21 protein-coding genes are annotated in these 17,513 nt (G+C 68.1%); 12 read left to right on the top strand and 9 right to left on the bottom strand.

Translation table 11 applies throughout. From position 1 onward, the window contains the following. Positions 1–3 precede the first annotated feature (3 nt). Positions 4–1,113: an alpha/beta hydrolase family protein gene (locus AC6CHL_RS15040; RefSeq protein ID WP_498295116.1), complete on the top strand. Its 1,110-nt coding sequence runs from the start codon at positions 4–6 to the stop codon at positions 1,111–1,113. Positions 1,114–1,126: 13 nt separating this feature from the next. Here the strand turns inward: AC6CHL_RS15040 and AC6CHL_RS15035 are convergent, their stop codons facing one another. Next, positions 1,127–1,747, bottom strand: a complete 621-nt coding sequence (locus AC6CHL_RS15035; protein ID WP_498295114.1) for a M23 family metallopeptidase — start codon at positions 1,745–1,747, stop codon at positions 1,127–1,129. 210 nt (positions 1,748–1,957) lie between these two features. On the opposite strand from AC6CHL_RS15035, the gene AC6CHL_RS15030 reads away from it, so the two are divergent. Together AC6CHL_RS15030 and AC6CHL_RS15025 are read left to right on the top strand one after the other, a co-directional pair. Beyond that, on the top strand, positions 1,958–2,101 hold the full coding sequence (locus AC6CHL_RS15030) for a hypothetical protein (protein WP_181393973.1): 144 nt from the start codon (positions 1,958–1,960) through the stop codon (positions 2,099–2,101). Next, positions 2,098–2,271, top strand: a complete 174-nt coding sequence (locus AC6CHL_RS15025; RefSeq protein WP_498295112.1) for a hypothetical protein — start codon at positions 2,098–2,100, stop codon at positions 2,269–2,271. Before AC6CHL_RS15030 ends, AC6CHL_RS15025 begins: the two co-directional genes overlap by 4 nt. Positions 2,272–2,299: 28 nt before the next feature. On the opposite strand, the gene AC6CHL_RS15020 is transcribed toward AC6CHL_RS15025, so the two are convergent. Continuing rightward, positions 2,300–3,187: a LysR family transcriptional regulator gene (locus AC6CHL_RS15020; RefSeq protein WP_314402315.1), complete on the bottom strand. Its 888-nt coding sequence runs from the start codon at positions 3,185–3,187 to the stop codon at positions 2,300–2,302. A gap of 184 nt (positions 3,188–3,371) precedes the next feature. Between AC6CHL_RS15020 and AC6CHL_RS15015 the strand changes: the two genes are divergently transcribed. Together AC6CHL_RS15015 and AC6CHL_RS15010 are read left to right on the top strand one after the other, a co-directional pair. Next, a complete protein-coding gene (locus AC6CHL_RS15015) occupies positions 3,372–4,343 on the top strand; it encodes an alpha/beta hydrolase (RefSeq protein WP_498295110.1) in 972 nt (323 codons plus the stop codon). A gap of 62 nt (positions 4,344–4,405) precedes the next feature. After that, positions 4,406–5,617, top strand: a complete 1,212-nt coding sequence (locus AC6CHL_RS15010; RefSeq protein ID WP_498295108.1) for an MFS transporter — start codon at positions 4,406–4,408, stop codon at positions 5,615–5,617. A 16-nt stretch (positions 5,618–5,633) separates the two neighbouring features. On the opposite strand, the gene AC6CHL_RS15005 is transcribed toward AC6CHL_RS15010, so the two are convergent. Continuing rightward, positions 5,634–6,272 (bottom strand): response regulator transcription factor, encoded by a 639-nt coding sequence (locus AC6CHL_RS15005; RefSeq protein WP_137190544.1) that lies wholly within the window; start codon positions 6,270–6,272, stop codon positions 5,634–5,636. Next, positions 6,269–7,372: a sensor histidine kinase gene (locus AC6CHL_RS15000; protein ID WP_448134563.1), complete on the bottom strand. Its 1,104-nt coding sequence runs from the start codon at positions 7,370–7,372 to the stop codon at positions 6,269–6,271. Before AC6CHL_RS15000 ends, AC6CHL_RS15005 begins: the two co-directional genes overlap by 4 nt. A 146-nt stretch (positions 7,373–7,518) precedes the next feature. Between AC6CHL_RS15000 and AC6CHL_RS14995 the strand changes: the two genes are divergently transcribed. Together AC6CHL_RS14995 and AC6CHL_RS14990 are read left to right on the top strand one after the other, a co-directional pair. Further along, positions 7,519–7,941: a DUF2141 domain-containing protein gene (locus AC6CHL_RS14995; RefSeq protein WP_498295106.1), complete on the top strand. Its 423-nt coding sequence runs from the start codon at positions 7,519–7,521 to the stop codon at positions 7,939–7,941. A 38-nt stretch (positions 7,942–7,979) separates the two neighbouring features. Continuing rightward, positions 7,980–9,503 carry a carotenoid oxygenase family protein gene (locus AC6CHL_RS14990; RefSeq protein WP_498295104.1) on the top strand — a complete coding sequence of 508 codons (1,524 nt, stop codon included), beginning with the start codon at positions 7,980–7,982 and terminating at the stop codon, positions 9,501–9,503. 49 nt (positions 9,504–9,552) lie between these two features. Here AC6CHL_RS14990 and AC6CHL_RS14985 read toward each other — a convergent pair whose 3' ends face one another. The 4 genes from AC6CHL_RS14985 to AC6CHL_RS14970 form a co-directional block, all read right to left on the bottom strand. Then, positions 9,553–10,311, bottom strand: a complete 759-nt coding sequence (locus AC6CHL_RS14985) for a carbon-nitrogen hydrolase family protein (RefSeq protein WP_137190548.1) — start codon at positions 10,309–10,311, stop codon at positions 9,553–9,555. Between the two features lie 91 nt (positions 10,312–10,402). Further along, positions 10,403–11,083: a hypothetical protein gene (locus AC6CHL_RS14980; protein ID WP_498295102.1), complete on the bottom strand. Its 681-nt coding sequence runs from the start codon at positions 11,081–11,083 to the stop codon at positions 10,403–10,405. A 129-nt stretch (positions 11,084–11,212) separates the two neighbouring features. Beyond that, positions 11,213–11,482, bottom strand: coding sequence for a membrane protein (locus AC6CHL_RS14975; protein WP_038685884.1), 270 nt, complete (start codon positions 11,480–11,482; stop codon positions 11,213–11,215). A gap of 275 nt (positions 11,483–11,757) precedes the next feature. Beyond that, positions 11,758–12,339: a hypothetical protein gene (locus AC6CHL_RS14970; RefSeq protein ID WP_498295101.1), complete on the bottom strand. Its 582-nt coding sequence runs from the start codon at positions 12,337–12,339 to the stop codon at positions 11,758–11,760. Between the two features lie 70 nt (positions 12,340–12,409). Between AC6CHL_RS14970 and AC6CHL_RS14965 the strand changes: the two genes are divergently transcribed. Then, complete coding sequence (locus AC6CHL_RS14965) at positions 12,410–12,727, top strand: hypothetical protein (RefSeq protein WP_448134572.1); 318 nt, start codon at positions 12,410–12,412, stop codon at positions 12,725–12,727. Between the two features lie 29 nt (positions 12,728–12,756). Here the strand turns inward: AC6CHL_RS14965 and AC6CHL_RS14960 are convergent, their stop codons facing one another. Next, complete coding sequence (locus AC6CHL_RS14960) at positions 12,757–13,626, bottom strand: SDR family oxidoreductase (RefSeq protein WP_498295099.1); 870 nt, start codon at positions 13,624–13,626, stop codon at positions 12,757–12,759. 232 nt (positions 13,627–13,858) lie between these two features. On the opposite strand from AC6CHL_RS14960, the gene AC6CHL_RS14955 reads away from it, so the two are divergent. The 4 genes from AC6CHL_RS14955 to AC6CHL_RS14940 all read left to right on the top strand — a co-directional run bounded on the left by AC6CHL_RS14955 (position 13,859) and on the right by AC6CHL_RS14940 (position 17,280). After that, on the top strand, positions 13,859–14,734 hold the full coding sequence (locus tag AC6CHL_RS14955) for a LysR family transcriptional regulator (protein ID WP_498295097.1): 876 nt from the start codon (positions 13,859–13,861) through the stop codon (positions 14,732–14,734). Between the two features lie 85 nt (positions 14,735–14,819). Continuing rightward, positions 14,820–15,857 (top strand): AraC family transcriptional regulator, encoded by a 1,038-nt coding sequence (locus AC6CHL_RS14950; RefSeq protein ID WP_498295095.1) that lies wholly within the window; start codon positions 14,820–14,822, stop codon positions 15,855–15,857. A gap of 69 nt (positions 15,858–15,926) precedes the next feature. After that, positions 15,927–16,769, top strand: a complete 843-nt coding sequence (locus AC6CHL_RS14945; protein WP_498295093.1) for a type 1 glutamine amidotransferase domain-containing protein — start codon at positions 15,927–15,929, stop codon at positions 16,767–16,769. A 67-nt stretch (positions 16,770–16,836) separates the two neighbouring features. Then, a complete protein-coding gene (locus AC6CHL_RS14940; protein ID WP_498295092.1) occupies positions 16,837–17,280 on the top strand; it encodes a nuclear transport factor 2 family protein in 444 nt (147 codons plus the stop codon). Positions 17,281–17,513 lie beyond the last annotated feature (233 nt).

Raw genomic sequence — 17,513 nt, 5'->3', positions numbered from 1 at the left:
CCGATGCGAGTGCATGCCCGTTGCCTGACCCTGCTGCTCTGCCTGGCCAGTGCCCCCGCGCTGGCAGCGCCCGCGCCTGCCGTTGTCGGCGAGCGCCATGGCCAGACCCGCAGCGCCAGCGCCGCGGTGCGCGATGCCGCGCATCACGACGGCCTGCGCTACACCGTGTGGTACCCGGCTGCGCCCGGTGCGCGCGAGCGGCCCATCACCATCGGGCCACCGGACGCCCCGTTGTTCAACGTGGGCAGCGCCGCCGTCGACGCGCCCATTGCGCCGGGTGCCCTGCCCACCCTGCTGCTGTCGCACGGCAATGGTGGCAGCGCGCGGATGATGGGCTGGTTCGGCATTGCCATGGCGCGGGCCGGCTACCTTGTGATCGCGGTGGACCACCCGGGCAACAACGGCGTGGAGCCGATGACGCTGGCCGGCAGCATCCTGATCTGGGAACGGGCCGAGGACCTCAAGGCCGCCCTCGCCGCAGTGCAGGCCGACCCCCAGCTCGGCGCGCACCTGGATGCCGCGCGCCTGGGGGTGGCCGGTTTCTCCGCCGGCGGCTTCACCGCGCTGGCCGCCGCCGGTGCGCGCGTGGATATGGCCCATCTGTTGGCGTTCTGCCGCGCCACCCCGGATGACGGGGTGTGCCAGCCGCAGCTGGAAATGCCCGCCTCCACGCTGCAGGCCCGCATCGACGCAGCGGCGACGCCCGCGTTGGCGCCTTACATGGCGCAGGCAGGCGATGACCACGGCGTGCCCGGTGTGCGTGCCGCCTTCCTGATGGCACCGGCCATCGTGCAGGCGTTTACGCCGGCGCAGCTGCGCGCACTGCTGCAGCCGGTGTCGATTCTGCTTGGCGACGCCGATGCGGTAGCGCCGCCATCCACCAATGGCAAGGTGCTTGCAGCGCTCGCACCGCAGGCGACGCTGCGCGCGTTGCCCGGCGTAGGCCACTACGAATTCCTGTCCGCCTGCACTCCGCTCGGCCGCCAACGCCTGGCCACATTGTGCCCGCCGGAGGCGCCGCAGGCTGGGGCCCACGCAGCGGCCATCGCGCAGGCGCTGCAGGTGTTTGGCCAAGCGCTGGCACCGGTATCCAGCACGCCCGCTACCCGCTAGCGCGCGCCCGCCGTCATCGCCGCGCTGCCGGCGTTGCGCCCGGGGCCGGCGTCCATGCGCGCAGCAACGGCAGCGGGTCATACGCGCCTTCGCTCCCGTAGATGCCCCAATGCAGGTGCGCTGGCGTGCCCTTGGCATTGCCGCTGTCGCCCACGTAGCCCAGGACGGTGCCGGCCGCCACCACTTCGCCGCGCGCCAAGCCGTCGCGCCAGCCTTCCAGGTGGGCGTAGTAGTAGCGCTCGCGGGCCGGGCCCAGTACCCACACCTGCCGCCCACCCAGCCCGCCCTCGCGGACATCGGCCACGATCCCGTCGCCCACGCTGCGCACCGGCGTGCCGCGCTTGGCGAAGATGTCGATGCCGGCATGGGTGCGGTCGCGGCCACGGGGCGCGCCGAACGTATCGGCAATGCGCCGGGCCGTCACCCCGTCCACGGGCACCGGCAACGCGGTGGGCGGCGGCATCCGTGCCAGTGTCCACATCGCCCGCGGCACCTCTGCCCAGCGGCTGTTCCACAGGGCACCCACCGCCACCACGCAGGCGGCCAACAGCAGCAGGCGAACCAGCCAGCGGCGCAGCCGACGTGCCGGTGAGGGCGTAGCGGCAGAAGAAGACATCGGTGTATCCGGGCGCATCGTTGCTCCAGTGGGGCGCAGGCAACGAGGGTACAAAGCGTGTGTGGGCTGGGCATGAAGTGCACGGTCTTTGTGGTCCGCGTCACGGCATTGCCGCGCCGGATGGACAGCGGCTTCACGTGGCATCTGCTGAACTGCAGCTGTCGCCTGGGAAATTCATTCCGGTTTCCCTCCGCTGGACGCCCGGCAGGCTGCTATCGAAGGCACCCCATGAACACCGCATTCAAGATATTTCTGTTGGTCGGCGCCCTGTTGTATGGGCTGCCCGGGTTGGTGTGGTGGGTGAACCACCGCCGTGCCATCCGTGCCAGACAGGGCGGGGCCGCGATGGGGTCCAGCGGGCCGACCACGTGAGCCTGACCGCCGAGCAGCGCCGCATCCTGGAGGACATCAACGCCACCCGCCCGGTATCGGACGCGGACGCGAACTGGGCCGTGGCAGCCGGTTACGCCGCGCAGGCCGAAGACGGCGACATCGACCTGACCCAGGCCGGACGCCAACTGGTGGACAGCACCACGCTGTAAGCGGCACTGACAAACACGGCCGCCCGCTTCAGCGCCGCAACGCCTCCACCACCAGCGCGAACGCCGGCGAATGCTGCCGGCGACTGGGGTAATACAGGTGATAGCCCGGGAACGGCGGGCACCAGTCCGCCAGCACCCGCACCAGCCGGCCATCTTCCAGGTGCGGCGCAAACTCATCCTCGGGCAGGAAGGCAATGCCCAGCCCGTCCAGCGCGGCCAGCACCATGTGCGGCGAGGTGTTGAAGGTCAGCTGGCCGTCCACGCGCACGTTCACTGCACGCCCCCGACGCTCGAACTCCCAGGCGTACAGCCCGCCTCGTGTCGGGAAGCGCATGTTGATGCAACGGTGCCCGGTCAGGTCCGCCGGCACCTTCGGCGGCGGCACGCTGGCGAAGTAGGCCGGTGAGGCCACCGCCGCCATGCGCAACGGTGGGCCGATCGGCACAGCCACCATGTCCTTGTCGATGCTTTCGCCCAGCCGGACACCCGCGTCGAAGCGGTCGGCCACGATATCGCGCAGGCCGTAGCTCACATCGAACTCGATGTTGATGTCGGGGTAGCGGTGCATCAGGGGCATCAACCGCGGCAGCAGCAGCGTGCGCAGCGGGAAGTCGCCACTGGTCAGGCGCACGGTGCCGGCCGGTTTGTCGCGCAGCGCGGTCAGCGCGTCCAGTTCCGCTTCGATCTCGTCGAAGCGGTTGCCAATGGCGGCCAGCAGGCGTTCGCCGGCCTGGGTGGGCGACACGCTGCGCGTGGTGCGGGTCAGCAGGCGGATCTCCAGCCGCTCTTCCAGCGCCTTCAAGGCCTGGCTCAACGCGGACGGGGTCACCCCGAGCACGCTGGCGGCACGGGTGAAGCTGCCTTCGCGGGCAACGGTGACGAAGGCCAGAAGGTCATTGAGATTGCGGCGTGCCATGGGGCAAGTCTGGCACGCCACATTGATTAGCGCATCTAACAGCGTCATTCCCGATTGGTTAGCTAATCAAATGGTGCCCGCGCGACCACACTGGGCTGGCCCACTCACCGATGGATCGCCCATGCCCAGGTTGCTTGCGCTGATTGCGCTGTTGACCCTTCCCCTCTTTGCCTCAGGAGCCGATATGAGCCACGGCGCAGACAATTTCTATTCCAGCCCCCGGGTGACCGTGCAGAAGGTCACCTTCAAGAACCAGTACCAGATGCAGGTGGCCGGCAACCTGTTCGTGCCCAAGGATCTGGACCGCAGCGTGCCGCACGCGGCCATCGTGGTTGGCCACCCCATGGGTGCGGTGAAGGAGCAGAGCGCCAACCTGTATGCCACGCGCATGGCCGAGCAGGGCTTCGTCACCCTCTCGCTGGATCTGTCGTTCTGGGGCGAAAGCGAAGGTCAGCCGCGCAACGCCGTCTCGCCGGACATCTACGCCGAGGACTTCAGCGCGGCAGTCGATTTCCTGCGCACGCAGCCGTTCGTGGACAAGGACCGCATCGGTGCCATTGGCATCTGTGGCAGCGGCAGCTTCGTCATCAGCGCGGCGAAGATCGACCCGCGCATCCAGGCCATCGCCACGGTGAGCATGTACGACATGGGCGCAGCCAACCGCAACGGTCTTGGCCACGCGGTGAGCGTGGCGCAGCGCAAGGCGGCCATTGCCGCCGCGGTGGCCCAGCGCGATGTGGAATTCGCCGGCGGGCCGGTGCAGTACACCAGCGGATCGGTGCACAGCATCGATGAAAGGTCCTCGCCGGTTGAACGCGAGTTCTACGACTTCTATCGCACCCCGCGCGGCGAGTACACCCCGGCCGGATCCTCGCCGGCGCTGACCACCCATCCCACGCTGACCAGCAACCTGAAGTTCCTCAACTTCTATCCGTTCGCCGACATCGAGACCATCTCGCCGCGACCGATGCTGTTCATCACCGGCGAGACCGCCCACTCGCGTGAGTTCAGCGAAGAGGCCTACCGCCTGGCCGGCCAGCCCAAGCAGCTGCTGGTGGTTCCCGGCGCCGGGCATGTGGACCTGTACGACCGGGTGGCGCTGATTCCATTCGACGCGCTGACCGCGTTCTTCACCACCCACCTGCGCGCCCGCTGAGCCCGCAACAAACGCCGGCCCATCGCGGGCCGGCGCCCTGTTTTCGCCCCTACCGAGTCATCATGTCCACGCCTGCCTCCCCTCCCCTGCCTGCCACCGCCGCCCACGACGCTGTGCCTCATCCGGCCGACTGGGGCGGCGTGCTGGCCATGAGCCTGTGCGTGTTCGCCCTGATCGCCTCGGAATTCATGCCGGTCAGCCTGCTCTCGCCGATCGCCGCCACGCTTGGGGTGAGCGAAGGCTGGGTGGGCTACGGCATCGCCATTTCCGGCGCCTTCGCGGTGGTCACCAGCCTGCTCACCGCGCGCGTGGCCGGCCGCATGGACCGCAAGGCGCTGCTGCTTCTGCTCACGGTGCTGATGTGCGTGTCCGGCGTGGTGGTGGCCACGGCCGCCAACTACGCCATGTACATGCTCGGGCGGGCGCTGATCGGCGTGGTCATCGGTGCGTTCTGGTCGATGTCGGCGGCCGTGGCCATCCGCCTGGTGCCGACGGACCAGGTGCCCAAGGCGTTGGCGCTGTTCAACGGCGGCAACGCACTGGCCACGGTGGTGGCCGCGCCGCTGGGCAGCTACCTGGGCGGCATCATCGGCTGGCGCGGTGCCTTCTTCTGCATCGTGCCGGTGGCGGTGATCGCGCTGGCATGGCAGTGGATTGCGCTGCCGTCGATGCGGCCGGCCCCGCAGGCCACGGCACGCCCCGGCGCGCTGCGGCTGCTCACCCGCCCATTGCCCGCGCTGGGCATGCTCGCTGCGGGTCTGTTCTTCATGGGGCAGTTCACGCTGTTCACCTATGTGCGGCCCTTCCTGGAAGGCACCACCGGCGTCGCCCTGCCCGCGCTGTCCAGCATCCTGCTGGCCATCGGTGTAGCCGGCCTGGTCGGCACGCTGCTGGTGGGACGCCTGCTCCAGGGCAGCCCGTACCCGGTACTGATCCTGTTCCCGATCTTGATGGCGGTGATCGCGCTGGGCCTGACCGTGTTCGGCCATTCGCTGACGGTGACCGCCGTGCTGCTGGCGGCGTGGGGGCTGGTTGCCACCGCGGCGCCGGTGGGGTGGTGGTCATGGCTGGCCGCCACACTGCCGCGCGACGCCGAGGCCGGCGGTGGCCTGATGGTGGCGGTGGTGCAGCTGTGCATCGCGCTGGGCTCCACCGTGGGTGGCCTGCTGTACGACGGTGCCGGCTACCGGGCCACGTTCGGCGTGAGTGCACTGCTGTTGCTGCTGGCGTCGGTCGCAGCGGTCGCGGTGGCGCGCGTGGGCCGGCGCGGCTGAGTACCGGGCACGCGGCTCAGATCACCCGCAGGGTGATCGCCTTCAACACCGCGCGGGTCCGGTCGCGCGTGCCCAGCTTGTCCAGGATGGTGGAGACATAGTTCTTCACCGTGCCTTCGGCCAGAAACAGGCTGCGCGCGATTTCGCGGTTGGAATAGCCGCCGGCCAGCAACCGCAGGATCGCCACTTCCTTCTCGTTGAAGGTATCGCTGGGCGGCGCTTCATCGTGGAAGCGGTAGCGCGCACGCACCGGGTCGGTGCTCACCGGCAACAGCAGGGTGTGGCCGGCGGCAACGCGACAGATCGCCTCATGCAGGTCTTCCGGGGCGGCATCCTTGAGCATGAAGCCCTGCGCACCCGCTTCGCTGGCACGCAGTAACAGGTCGCTCTCATCGAAGGTGGTCAGCAGCAGCCAAGGCGTGGCGTCGCCGCGTGCACGCACCTGCTGCAGCGCCTGGATGCCGTCCAGGCCCGGCATGCGGATATCACTGAGCACCACGTCCACCGGTTGGTGGGCCAGGCCATCCAGCAATGCCTGGCCGTCGTCGGCCTCCAGCACCACCTGCACCCCCAACCCCTGCAACAGGGCACGCAGGCCGGCCCGCACCAAGGCCTGGTCGTCGGCCAATGCGACCCGCACCGGTGCCGCGCTCATGCCGGCAACCGCGCGATGAGGTGCATGCCGCCGGCATCGGTACGCGCCAGTTCCAGCTGCCCCTGCAGCTCGGCCAGGCGTTCGCGCATGCCGGTGATGCCGTTGCCTTCGCGGATGCGCTCGCTGCGCTGGCCGTCGTCGCGGATGTCGATGCGCACGCCGTGGGCGTCCGTGTCGATGTCCAGCCATACGGTGTTGGCATCGCCATGCCGGGCCGCGTTGGTGAGTGCTTCCTGGGCCAGCCGCAGTACCGCATCGGCCACCAGCGGATTGCCGATGCGAACCTGCGCGCCGATGCGCACGCGCAGCCCGGGCCGGGGGAACGGCGCCGCCAGCGCCTGCAGCGCGGTGGCCAGGTCGAGCCCGCGGTCATCGCGCATGGACTGCACCACCTGGCGGATATCGCCGAGCAACTCAGCGGACAGGCGCTCGGCCAGCAGCACCTGCTCACGGCCGGCCAGCGCAGGATCGGTAGACAACGCACGCAGGTTCAGGCGCATCGCGGTGAGTTTGTGCCCGGCCACGTCGTGCAGCTCGCGCGCCAGGCGCAGGCGCTCGGCATCGCGTGCGCCGTCGGCCAGCAGCGTGCGCGTGGCCAGCAGGTCCGCATTGACCCGGGCCAGCGCGTCGCGTGCCTGCTCGGCGCTGCGTGCGTAGTGCGCGGTAAGCGCGGCAAACGCCTGGAAGCCGGCGTAGATCGCCACGATCAGCAGCGGCTGGCTGAAGCCGCTGTGGCGCAGCACCAGGTACAGGGCAACGTTGAGCACCACCGTGGTGGCCAGCACCGCGCGCGGCGACCAGTGCTCGGCCAGGTGGGCCACCAGCACCACCAGCAGCACCGGCACCGTGCCCACGCGGGGCTCCAGCCAGCACAGCCACAACGCCAGCAGCGCCTGAAGCACGTCGCTGGCCAGGCGCAGCGGCGACCGCGGCGGCAGGTGGTCGTAGGCCAGGAACAGCGCGATGAAGACCCCGAGCACGCTCCAGCGCAGCGCGCCATCGGCGTCGGACGGCAGCCCCAGCGACAGCCCCACGCCCAGGATGGTGAGCAGGCCGGCCAGGCTGAGGGGGCTGATGAGAGTGCGCAGGAAAGAAGGCATGTGCGCATGCTGCCCGCGCAGGATGCCAACCGGCAATGGGCGCGACGCAGAAAGTGACTTCCGGCACTGCGGATCGATGACCACTGGGCATGGGGCCCCGGCGGCGCGCTGGGCAGACTGGCCCCACACCCAACCGAGCCACCGCCATGATCCGCAACGCCCTGTTCTGCCTTCCGTTCGCCGGCCTGCTGCTGGCCTCCACCGCCGCTGCCGGCGACCTGCAGGTGGACCTGCACGGCATCCGCGCCCACACCGGTACCGTGCGCCTGGCGGTGGTGGACAGCGCCGCCGGCTGGGACGGCAAGGCGGCCCCGGTGCAGGCGCAGAGCCTGCCGGCCACCGCCGATGCAGCGCACGTGGTGTTCAAGAACCTGCCCGCCGGCGACTACGCGGTGCTGGTTACCCATGACGAGAACGACAACGGCACGCTGGACACCAACCTGGTGGGCATTCCGGTGGAAGGCTACGGCTTCAGCAACAACCCGCGCGTGCAGCGCAAGCCCACCTTCGACGAAGCGCGGGTACAGGTGCCGGCCGAGGGCGCGGCCATCGACATCGCACTGCGCTGACCGCACGCCCTCTTCCGCCCCTCTTACGAGATTCCCGCATGGACCGCCGCCGTTTCCTCCGCTCGCTGCTGTCGGCCACCACCACCGCCGTGATCGGCGCCACTGCCCTGCGCAGCCTGCCGGCCATGGCCGGCGATGCCGCCACGTTCGCCGCCGCCCGCCAGCAGCACCCGTGGCTGACCGGCTGGCGCAGCGTCACCACTGAAAGCCTGGGGCCGGCGACGGTGCAGCTGCAGGGCCGCCTGCCACAAGGGCTGGCCGGTACGCTGTACCGCAACGGCCCGGCCTGGACCGAACGCAACGGCTTCCGCTACGACCACTGGTTCGACGGCGACGGCATGGTGCACGGCTGGCACTTCAACGGCGATGGCACGCTGACCCATCGTGCGCGGATGGTGGCCACGCCCAAGTTCACCCGCGAGCAGAAGGCCGGCCGCTTCCTGTACCCGGCCGCCGGCACCGCCGTGCCAGACATGCAGGTGGTACGCAACAACGACGATGCCAACGCCGCCAACACCTCGGTGATCAGTATCCATGGCCGCCTCTTCGCCCTGTGCGAAGCCGGCTCGGCGTTCGAACTGGACCCCGATGAACTGACCACGATGGGGCCCACCACCTGGCGCCCGGACCTGGCCACCGTGCCGTTCTCCGCGCACCCGCTGGTGGACCACGATGGCACCGTGTGGAACTTCGGCTCGCTGTCGCTGCTGGGCGGCACCGGCCTGCTGGTCTGGAAGATCGGCGCAGACGGGCAGCTGCGCTCGGCCACCGTGCTGGACACCCCGTTCATGGGCTACCTGCATGCTTTCGCCATGACCGACGACCATCTGGTCTTCATGCTGATGCCGTTCGACGTCAAGCCATCCGGTGCGGCCTTCTTCGAGCGCCTGCAGTTCGCCCCGGACCGCCCCTGCCGCATTGCCGTGGTACCCAAGGCGGCGCCGGATACCGCGCAGTGGTTCGAAGCGGACTTCACCGCGGCCTACCACTTCGGCGACGCCTACCAGCGCAACGGTCGCATCGTCATGCGCACCGTGCGCCACGACGACATCAACGAAGCGCGCTCACCGATGCATGCCGCGATGGCCGGCGATGCCGCGCACGCGACCCATTCCAATGCCTCGCTGCGTGAACTGCACCTGGACCTGCGTACCGGGAAGGCGCACTGGGAAGAGACCGGTATCCAGGGCATCGAATTCCCGCTGTTCGACCGCCGCAGCGCCGGCGGCCGCGGTGCACGCCTGTACGCACCGGCCATGCAGGGCGAAACAACGGCGCCCTATTTCAACGCGGTGGCCAGCTACGACGTGGACCGGGGTCGGCGCGAGGTGCACCGGTACGGTCGCGATATCCTCGCCGAGGAACACGTGTTCGTCCCGCGCCCGGGCAGCCGCAGCGCCGACGACGGCTGGCTGGTGGGTACGCTGCTGGATGCGGCCACCCAACGCAGCGGTATCGCGGTGCTGGATGCGCAGCGCATCGATGCAGGTCCGCTGGTACAGGCATGGCTGCCGTATGCGGTACCGCTGGGCTTCCATGGCACGTTCGCCGCGCGCGGCTGATGGCGTGAGACGCTGAGAATCGAGCAGCACCTCCCCGGGATCGCGCGCGTCAGGGCGACGGTTCCGGGGCCGCAGCGTCGTCCATCGGCAGTACCTCGCCCACCTGCGTGGCCAGGTCATACACCACCAGCGCCTCGCCCTCCGCATCGGCACTGCACACGCATTGGCCGTCATTGCGCCAGACGGCGGAGCGACCCGCCATGACGAAATCATCGGCCGCGCCCACCCCGTTGGCCATCATCACGGTCATCCCATGCTGCCGCGCGATGGCAGGGTAATGCCGGTAGCCTGTCTCCACGCCACGCGCGGCCTTGGCCACGCTGGCCAGGTAGACCGTTGCCCCACGCGCTGCCGCGGCCTGCGCGTGCACCGCCTGCAGCGATTCGTAGCAGATGGCGGGCGCGATCACCGCACCGTGCAGCGGGAAGACCATGGGCCTGTCGCCCGGATGGAAGTACGGCCGTTCGTCGGCATGCAGCATCTGCTTGGCGTACACCGCCGGCCCTTGCCGGCAGCGGAACACGAACATGCCGATCTCGATGCCCTCATGCCCGCTGTACGGGGCACCGACCGCGATCAGCATCTGGTGCCGGTCACTGAGTGCCTGGAACACCGCCAGGCGCGGATCGTCCTGGGCCATCGCCAACCGCTGCGCCAGGCGGGGTTCGTAGCCAGTGAGCGAGAGTTCGGGGAACACCACCAGCGCCGCACCGTGGGACGCGGCCCGTTCAATGACCGCGATGTGCCGGTGAATGTTGCCGTCGATATCACCGGCAAGCGCGCGCATTTGTGCCGCAACAAGCTTCATGGCGCTTCCTCTGCCAGGCAGGGCGGAATGCGCTGCGTGCGCCCTTCAATACACCGTCAAGCGGGCACAGGGCAACACGGCAATGCGTCCTTCACTTGCGGGCGGAACGCGTGCGCTTTCCGTCGCCGTCCTGCGCAGCCGCGCGGCTCTCCGCGAACGCCGGGAAGGTCTCGGCAATGCTCGCCTTGTCGGGCAGGATGTAGAACACGCCACCGCGCTCGAACGTGGTCCGCACGACCTGGTCGTAGAACGGGGTCGAGACATTGATGCAGCCATGGGTGACACGGTTGTCGTCCGGCGACGCCGATGCCAGGCGTTCGGCACGCTTCTCGGCCGGGGTGCCGGGCGGGGTGGGATGGAGGGAGACGGCGGACTCGTAGTCCACCCACAGCACGCGGCCGGCATCAATGGAGGGGCCGTAGCCACCCACGAAGCGACCGGCCGGTGTGGTCCGGTCCCGTCCCGGAATCGCGCGAAGCGCAAGACCGGCAACGCCCGGTGCGGAATGATCGCCGATGGCCGAGCCAAACAGCGCGGGTGCCGCGCCGCGAAGCCGGCCGTCGCCGCCGAATATCAGGATCTGGGCGGCGGCCTTGTCCAGCACCGCGAAGGGATAGCCCTGGCTGTCCTTGCTTGCGACCACCCAGCCGGCAAGCTCGATCACGGTGTCGGAGACTTCCTGGCCTTGCGGCAGCTCATCGACGGCGGCGGCTGGCTGGGCAACGGGTTCTTCGGCGCGGGCTACGTCGGTGCCGGCCAACGCCAACGCCATGACCAGCGCGCCACAGACGGACCGGAATGCAGGAGATGAATACGTAGGGATGGCACAGTTCCTTGCAGTTAAGACGGTGTGATCACGGGACGCCGGTGGCCTGCAACGGCCACCGGAACCCGATTCCAATTAACCGCGCGGCGTGCGGCGGGGCGCCTTTTCAAGCTGCTGGACGCGGCCTTCAATCTGATCCAGACGCTGGTTGGCCTGCTGTGCGGACTGGTTGGCCGATTCGGCACTCTGGGCTGCACCCTGAACCTTCACGTCGAGCTGGTCGAGGCGTGAGTTGATCGTTGCAAATTCGTCTTTATAGGTGGCGCACGCACTGAGACCGACGGTGGCGATGATGGCCACGGTGAGCGTACGGGCGGTGTTGATCTGTCGCTTGGTGAGGAACATTGCACTCCCTCCTTCGTCTGGGGAACCCGGACTATAGCGGCCTTTTCGCCAGAGCCATGACCGGCTTTCAGCTGCGATTGGAAGACGTAGAGGCAGCGTGAAGAGCGACCATCATCGCTTCAGCTTCACTCCATCGGTCTCCGTGAGAATCCGTGGTACGTGAGTGACCAGCACGCCGGGCATCAGCATCATGGCGTGGCTGCGATAACAACGCGTGCTGCGAACAGAAGCGGCCACGCTCGCGGCGAGGGGCGCGACAGAGATCGCTGCTACCCCTACTGCGACATCGCCACCGGTTCGCACGCATCGATGCCGACCAGTCCCGCGGCCCCAATGGCCTTCGCCAGAAGCTCACCACACACCAGCTGCGGGATGGCCTCGTTGTGGGAGCCGAAGTACCGGTCGGAAAAGGCCAGCTCATTACCTGCCAGAAGCGCACCGGGAGCGAGCACGAGGGTGCCGCAGCCCACGACATCCAGGTGGCGGCCACAGCCGGAGCACAAGCGCAGGCACTGCGTCCCCATGGCGGCATAGTCCAGCGCGACCGGGGTGATGCACGTAAGGTGATGGAAGCCCGGTGCCTTCGGCAGGTCCACGAAGCGCAGGTTGGATCCACCCAACGATGCATACAGGGTTCGGAAGCGGTCGCTGACAATCACCGCGCCGTCGTAGCAGCAGGAGATGTCCAGGCGGCGCCTGCGCATCCGGAATCCTGGGTTGGTGAAGTCCGGATCGGTGCGGTAGCCGCACGTGGCACACGTGGGAACGCCACTGGCCGGGTCCACTTCGTCGCACGATCCGATCATGTGCGCGCCATTGCCTTTCAGACTGAGGTGGTAGAGCACGGGCGGTGACATCGGCAGTGAGTCGATCGGACGCCGATTTTAGCAGCGCAGGCTGACCCACCCGGTCGGTCATACTGGCAGCATGAAGATCGCCCTCGCCTCCCTGCTGCCCACCACCGACCTGCACCTGGCGGCATTCCTGCACCGCCGGTTGGCGCTTTCGCTGGCCCACGTGCGCGGCCAACTGGCGCTGGGCGCCAGCGGCACGTTCTACACCTGCGAACTGTATGGCAACGACCATGTGCAGCGTGACAGTGAGATCCGCGACATCGTCCGCGTGTTCGCCGAACGCAACGCGCCGCTGCAGGCGTGGGAAATGGACGCAGGCCAATCGCCGGAGCCGCTTGAAGAAGCCCACCTGCTGAACGCGCTCGACGCGGCCGCGGGGAGTTACCGGTAACTCCCCGGCTGCCCAACCCTATGAGGCGATCAACCCTTCGTCGTCAGCTCACGAACGAAGTCCTCATAGGTACGCATCGGATGCCCAAGGATGGCCTCCAGACGCGCAACCGTGCCTTCGGTTGCCTGCATCCCGAACGTCTGGATGCCCGCCATCATCAGGCGCATGTCATAGGCCATCCACGACGGACCGAATGCAGCCATCTGTGCCTCGAACGCTGCCACGTCATCGCCCGCATAGATCACTTCCCGACCCAACGCCGTGCTCCACACCTTCGCTACCGAAGCGCCTGTCAACGCCTGCGGTCCCACCAGATCGAGCGTAACGGTGTCCAGCGCAGACGGAGCGCGATCGCGTCGCAGCAGCTCCGCCACGGCAATCTCCGCGATGTCGCGCGCATCGATCATGGCGACGCCGGCGGCACCGATCGGCATCGGGTAGACGCCATAGTCCTGGATCGTCTTCTGGACCATGAATTCGTTCTGCATGAAGTAGGCCGGACGCAGAATGGTGGCAGGAATGCCGACGCTTTCGATCATGCGTTCAACCGTGTGCTTGCCGGTGAAGTGCGGCACATTGGTGAACCTGTCGGCATGGATGACCGACAGGTAGACGATGCGTTCGATGCCGGCTTCGCGGGCAAGGTTCAACGCGATCAGCGCCTGGGTCACTTCGTCCGGCGTGACCGCGTTGAGCAGGAACAGCGTGCGTGCCGACGCCAATGCAGCGCGGATCGACGGCACGTCGGTCAGATCGCCGACGACTTCGGTGACACCGTCGGCGAACGCCACTTTCCCGCGGCTGCGGACCAGAGCGGTGACGTCGGCACCTGCGGTGGCGAGGCCGTGGGTGATGAGAGAGCCGAGGGTGCCGGTGGCGCCGGTGACAAGAATGCTCATGTGAATCTCCTTCAGGGAGTGGAACAGGAATCAGTGCGGGAAGTCCGCGACGACGTTGTCGGCGCGCGAGGGGGTGCGGTTGCGCTCGATGGCCAGACCGGAGCCGTGCTGTCCGATGCGTGATGTGCAGGGACGTGACGCCGGGATGGACACGATGGAGCGACGATAGGCCGTTGCACAGCCAGAACGAAGACGACAATATGTAGACCTGCCGTTCCATATTTGAGACACCATGGACCTGAATGATCTGGGTGACTTCCTGCTGGTGGCCGCAAGTGGAAGCCTCGGCAAGGCCAGCCGGGCAAGCGGCAAACCGAAAGCGACGTTGTCCCGGCGGATTTCCGATCTGGAAGAGCACCTCGGCGTAAGACTGGTCGAGCGCAGCGCGCGGGGTCTGATGCTCACTGAAGCGGGCCAGCTCCTTGCCAGCCGAATCGAGGCGCCCATGGGAGAGGTCGCCGAGGCGATGATCGCCACCCGCGAAGGCATGGCGTTGCCACGCGGGCACCTGCGCGTCGCCTCCCCCGTGCTGTTCTCTCAACTGGCCATGGGGCAGATAAGCGCTGCGTTCTGCGCGGCCTACCCGGAAGTGTTGCTCGAGGTCGTGGCTGAGGACCGCATGGTCGATCTGGTCGACGAGCAGTTCGATGTGGTCATCCGGGTCAATCCGAGCCCCGACAGCACCCTGGTGGGACGCTGCTTCGCCAAGGATCGGCTTGTTGTCGTCGCCGCTCCCGGTATTGCCCAACCAGCCCCTGGTGCGGTGAGGCAGGTGCCGGGGATCGTCGCCTCGACCTTCCAATCCGGTCGTTGGGACCTGGACGACGGGCGCCTGGTTCTGGAGCCCATTCCCCGGCTCAGGCTGTCCTCTTTCCTCATGATCCGCGACGCCGCACTGGCAGGCGCGGGCGTCGCTCTCATGCCAGAGTCCATTGCCTGGCATCATCTCGCCCGTGGCGATCTGGTGCAGTGGGGCGTGGTGTCGGGCGCCGATCCCGCGCTATGGGTACTGCACACATCCAGGCGCCTGGCAGCGCCCAAGGTGCGCGCGTTCGTTGACTTCCTATGCGCCCGATATCCCGACATGTCGCTTGTTCTGAACGGATAGAAGGACCCGGTTGACGGTGCCGCCACAGCCGCACACGGGACTTCTGGCAGCTTGACGAAGGGCCGTTTTACCCAATACTCCGGCCATGCTCAGCCAACACTTCCTGTTCTTCTTCGCCATGCTGGGTGCCTTCAACGGCATCGTCGCGGCATCGGTGCTGTGGTGGCGGGCCAACGGTGCGCCGTCGCAGCGCTGGCTGGCGCTGCTGATCCTGATGGTGGGCGTGCGAACCGGGAAATCGGTGGCCTTCCATTTCTGGCCGGACATCCCCTTGGTGGTGCTGCAGCTCGGCCTGACGGCGTGTTTCTTCATCGGGCCGTGCCTGTTCTTCCTGATCCGCTCCAGCCAGGGCGACGCCCCCGGCCCCGCCCGCGCAGACCGCTGGCACCTGGGCGCGCTGCTGGTGATGGCCATCGCACTGAACGTGGTGGTGCCCTATTCCACCCATGTGGACCTGTGGCGCCACGGCATCACCCCGGCCATCAACTATGCGTGGCTGGGCTACCTGCTGCTGGCCAGCGGGCACCTGTACGTCCATCGCAACCGCCTGCGCGGCACGCCGGCGGCGCCGTTGCTGCTGGGCGCGCTGGCGGGGATCTGGGTCATCTGGATCGCGTATTACACCGCCGGCTACACGTCCTACATCGTAGGCGCGTTGTCGTTCACCTTCGTCCTGGCGGCCAGCATCGTGGCCTGGCTGCGCCTGCGCGCGGGCCAGGCGCCGATCGAGCCCTACCAGGACCGCCGCATTCCCGAACCCGAGGCCGACGCGCAACTGCAGGCCCTGGCCACGTTGATGGCCACCGAACGCCTGCACCTGGACCCTGCGCTGACCCTGCCCCGGCTGGCCCGGCGGCTGGGCATGCCGCAGGCGCGGCTGTCGCAGCTGCTCAACGACAACAACCAGACCTCCTTCAAGCAGTACCTGGCGCAGCTGCGCGTGGTCGAGGCAAAGGCCCTGCTGCAGCAGGTACCGCCGAAGCCCTTGGAGCGGGTCGCCGAGGAGGCCGGCTTCCAGTCGATGTCGACCTTCCACAGCGCCTTCAAGAAGTGGGAGGGGATCACCCCGGCGGCGTTCCGCGCCACCGGCAGCGACTCCCAGAATCGATTTCAGCACTCCTGAAACGTTCCGCAACATATTGATCTGAAAGACATCCGATAGGGTGCAGGCTCCTTCCCACGAGCCAGCGCCATGCACACGTTCCGCACCTTCGCCGCCTGCCTGCTGCTCCTGCTGAGCGTCTGGCTGGGCGGTGCCTGCAGCACCGACGCCGCACCTGTTGCAGCGGCCACGGCTGCCCCCGCGCGGCCCGCAGAGGGCAGCCCGGACCGCATCCTGTTCATCATCGCCAGCAGCAAAGTGCATGGCACCTCAACGCTGCCGGCCAGCATCAGCTTCGGCGAAGTGGTGCATGCCTGGGACGTGTTCAACGCTGCCGGCTACGCGGTGGACATGGTGTCCCCCGACGGCGGCGCCGTGCCGATCCTCGATGGCTACGTCAGCCCGGACGTGGCCGCCCGGCTGCACGATGCGCGGATCATGGACCCGCTGCGCACCACCTTCACCCCCGCCCAGGTGGACGCGGCCCGCTACCGCGCCGTGTATTACGTGGGGGGCAGCAACGCCATGTACGGCGTCCCCGAACACCCGGCGCTGCAACGCATTGCCCTGCAGGTTTACGAGGGCAATGGCGGCGTGGTCTCGGCGGTGTGCCACGGCACGGCCGGCATCGTGAACCTGCGGCTGGCCAGCGGCGACTACCTGATCGCGGGCAAGCGTGTCAGCGGGTTTCCCGAAGAGCACGAACAGCAGGGCGCGGCCTACTTCAAGCAGTTCCCCTTCCTGATCGGCACGACCGTCCGCGCGCGCGGCGGCGTGTTCCATGCCGTGGACGGCGAAGCGCCGCACATCCAGGTCGATGGCCGGCTGGTGACCGGGCAGAACTACGCCTCTGCCGCGCCCGTGGCCCACGCCGTGGTGGCCGCGCTGGGCCCGCCTGCGCATCGGTTGCCGCAGCGCGCCGCACCGAACTGATTCACCGCAGTACCCAACGCCGGGCGCCGCCTGGCGCTGTTCGCCTACCCACACCACAGGAACACCCATGACATCTTCGATCCGACCCCTGGCATTTGCAGGCGCGCTGCTCCTGCTGCTTCCCACCGCCGCCGCCGCACAAAGCAGCGACCGTGCGGCCGTAGACCAGGTCATGCAGACCTTCATGCGCGCCTACCGCAGCGCCGACAACACACTGGCCAAGCAGGTCTTCCGCAGCGATGGCGTCATGATCGGCTACTCGGAAGCCCGCGGACCGGCACTGGCCTCCCGCACCGGGGAACAGTTCGCCGAGGGGTTCGATGGCAAGCCGGCCGCCAACGAGGCCCAGCGCAAACGCAGCTACCAGATCGTGGATGTGGCCCAGAACCTGGCCGCCGTGCGGGTGAACCTGGACTACCCCGGATGGGATGGCGTGGACTACGTGGTGCTGCTCAAGACCGATGGGCAGTGGAAGATCATGAGCAAATCGTGGACCGGCGTACCGAAGTAAAGGCGACAGTGCACCGTTGATCGTGCGTTGCGGGTGTAGTGCTCGCCGCGCACGTGCGCAGCGCGTAGCGCGTAGCGCTCACGCTGCGCCCTGCCCCCCTGTTCGGCGGTGCATGGCCGTGCTCTCGGGCTGGCGGGGTGGGAATACGCGTTGCGCCTGGGTGGTTCAAAGAAAGGCGTGTCTGTCCACGATGTGTGTCACTGCAACATCCTTTCCGCGGCGTGATGTTGGCC

Source organism: Stenotrophomonas sp. GQ19, assembly GCF_059758695.1.
The sequence above is the reverse complement of the archived record's forward strand: the minus strand, read 5'-3'. Positions and strand labels throughout refer to the sequence as shown.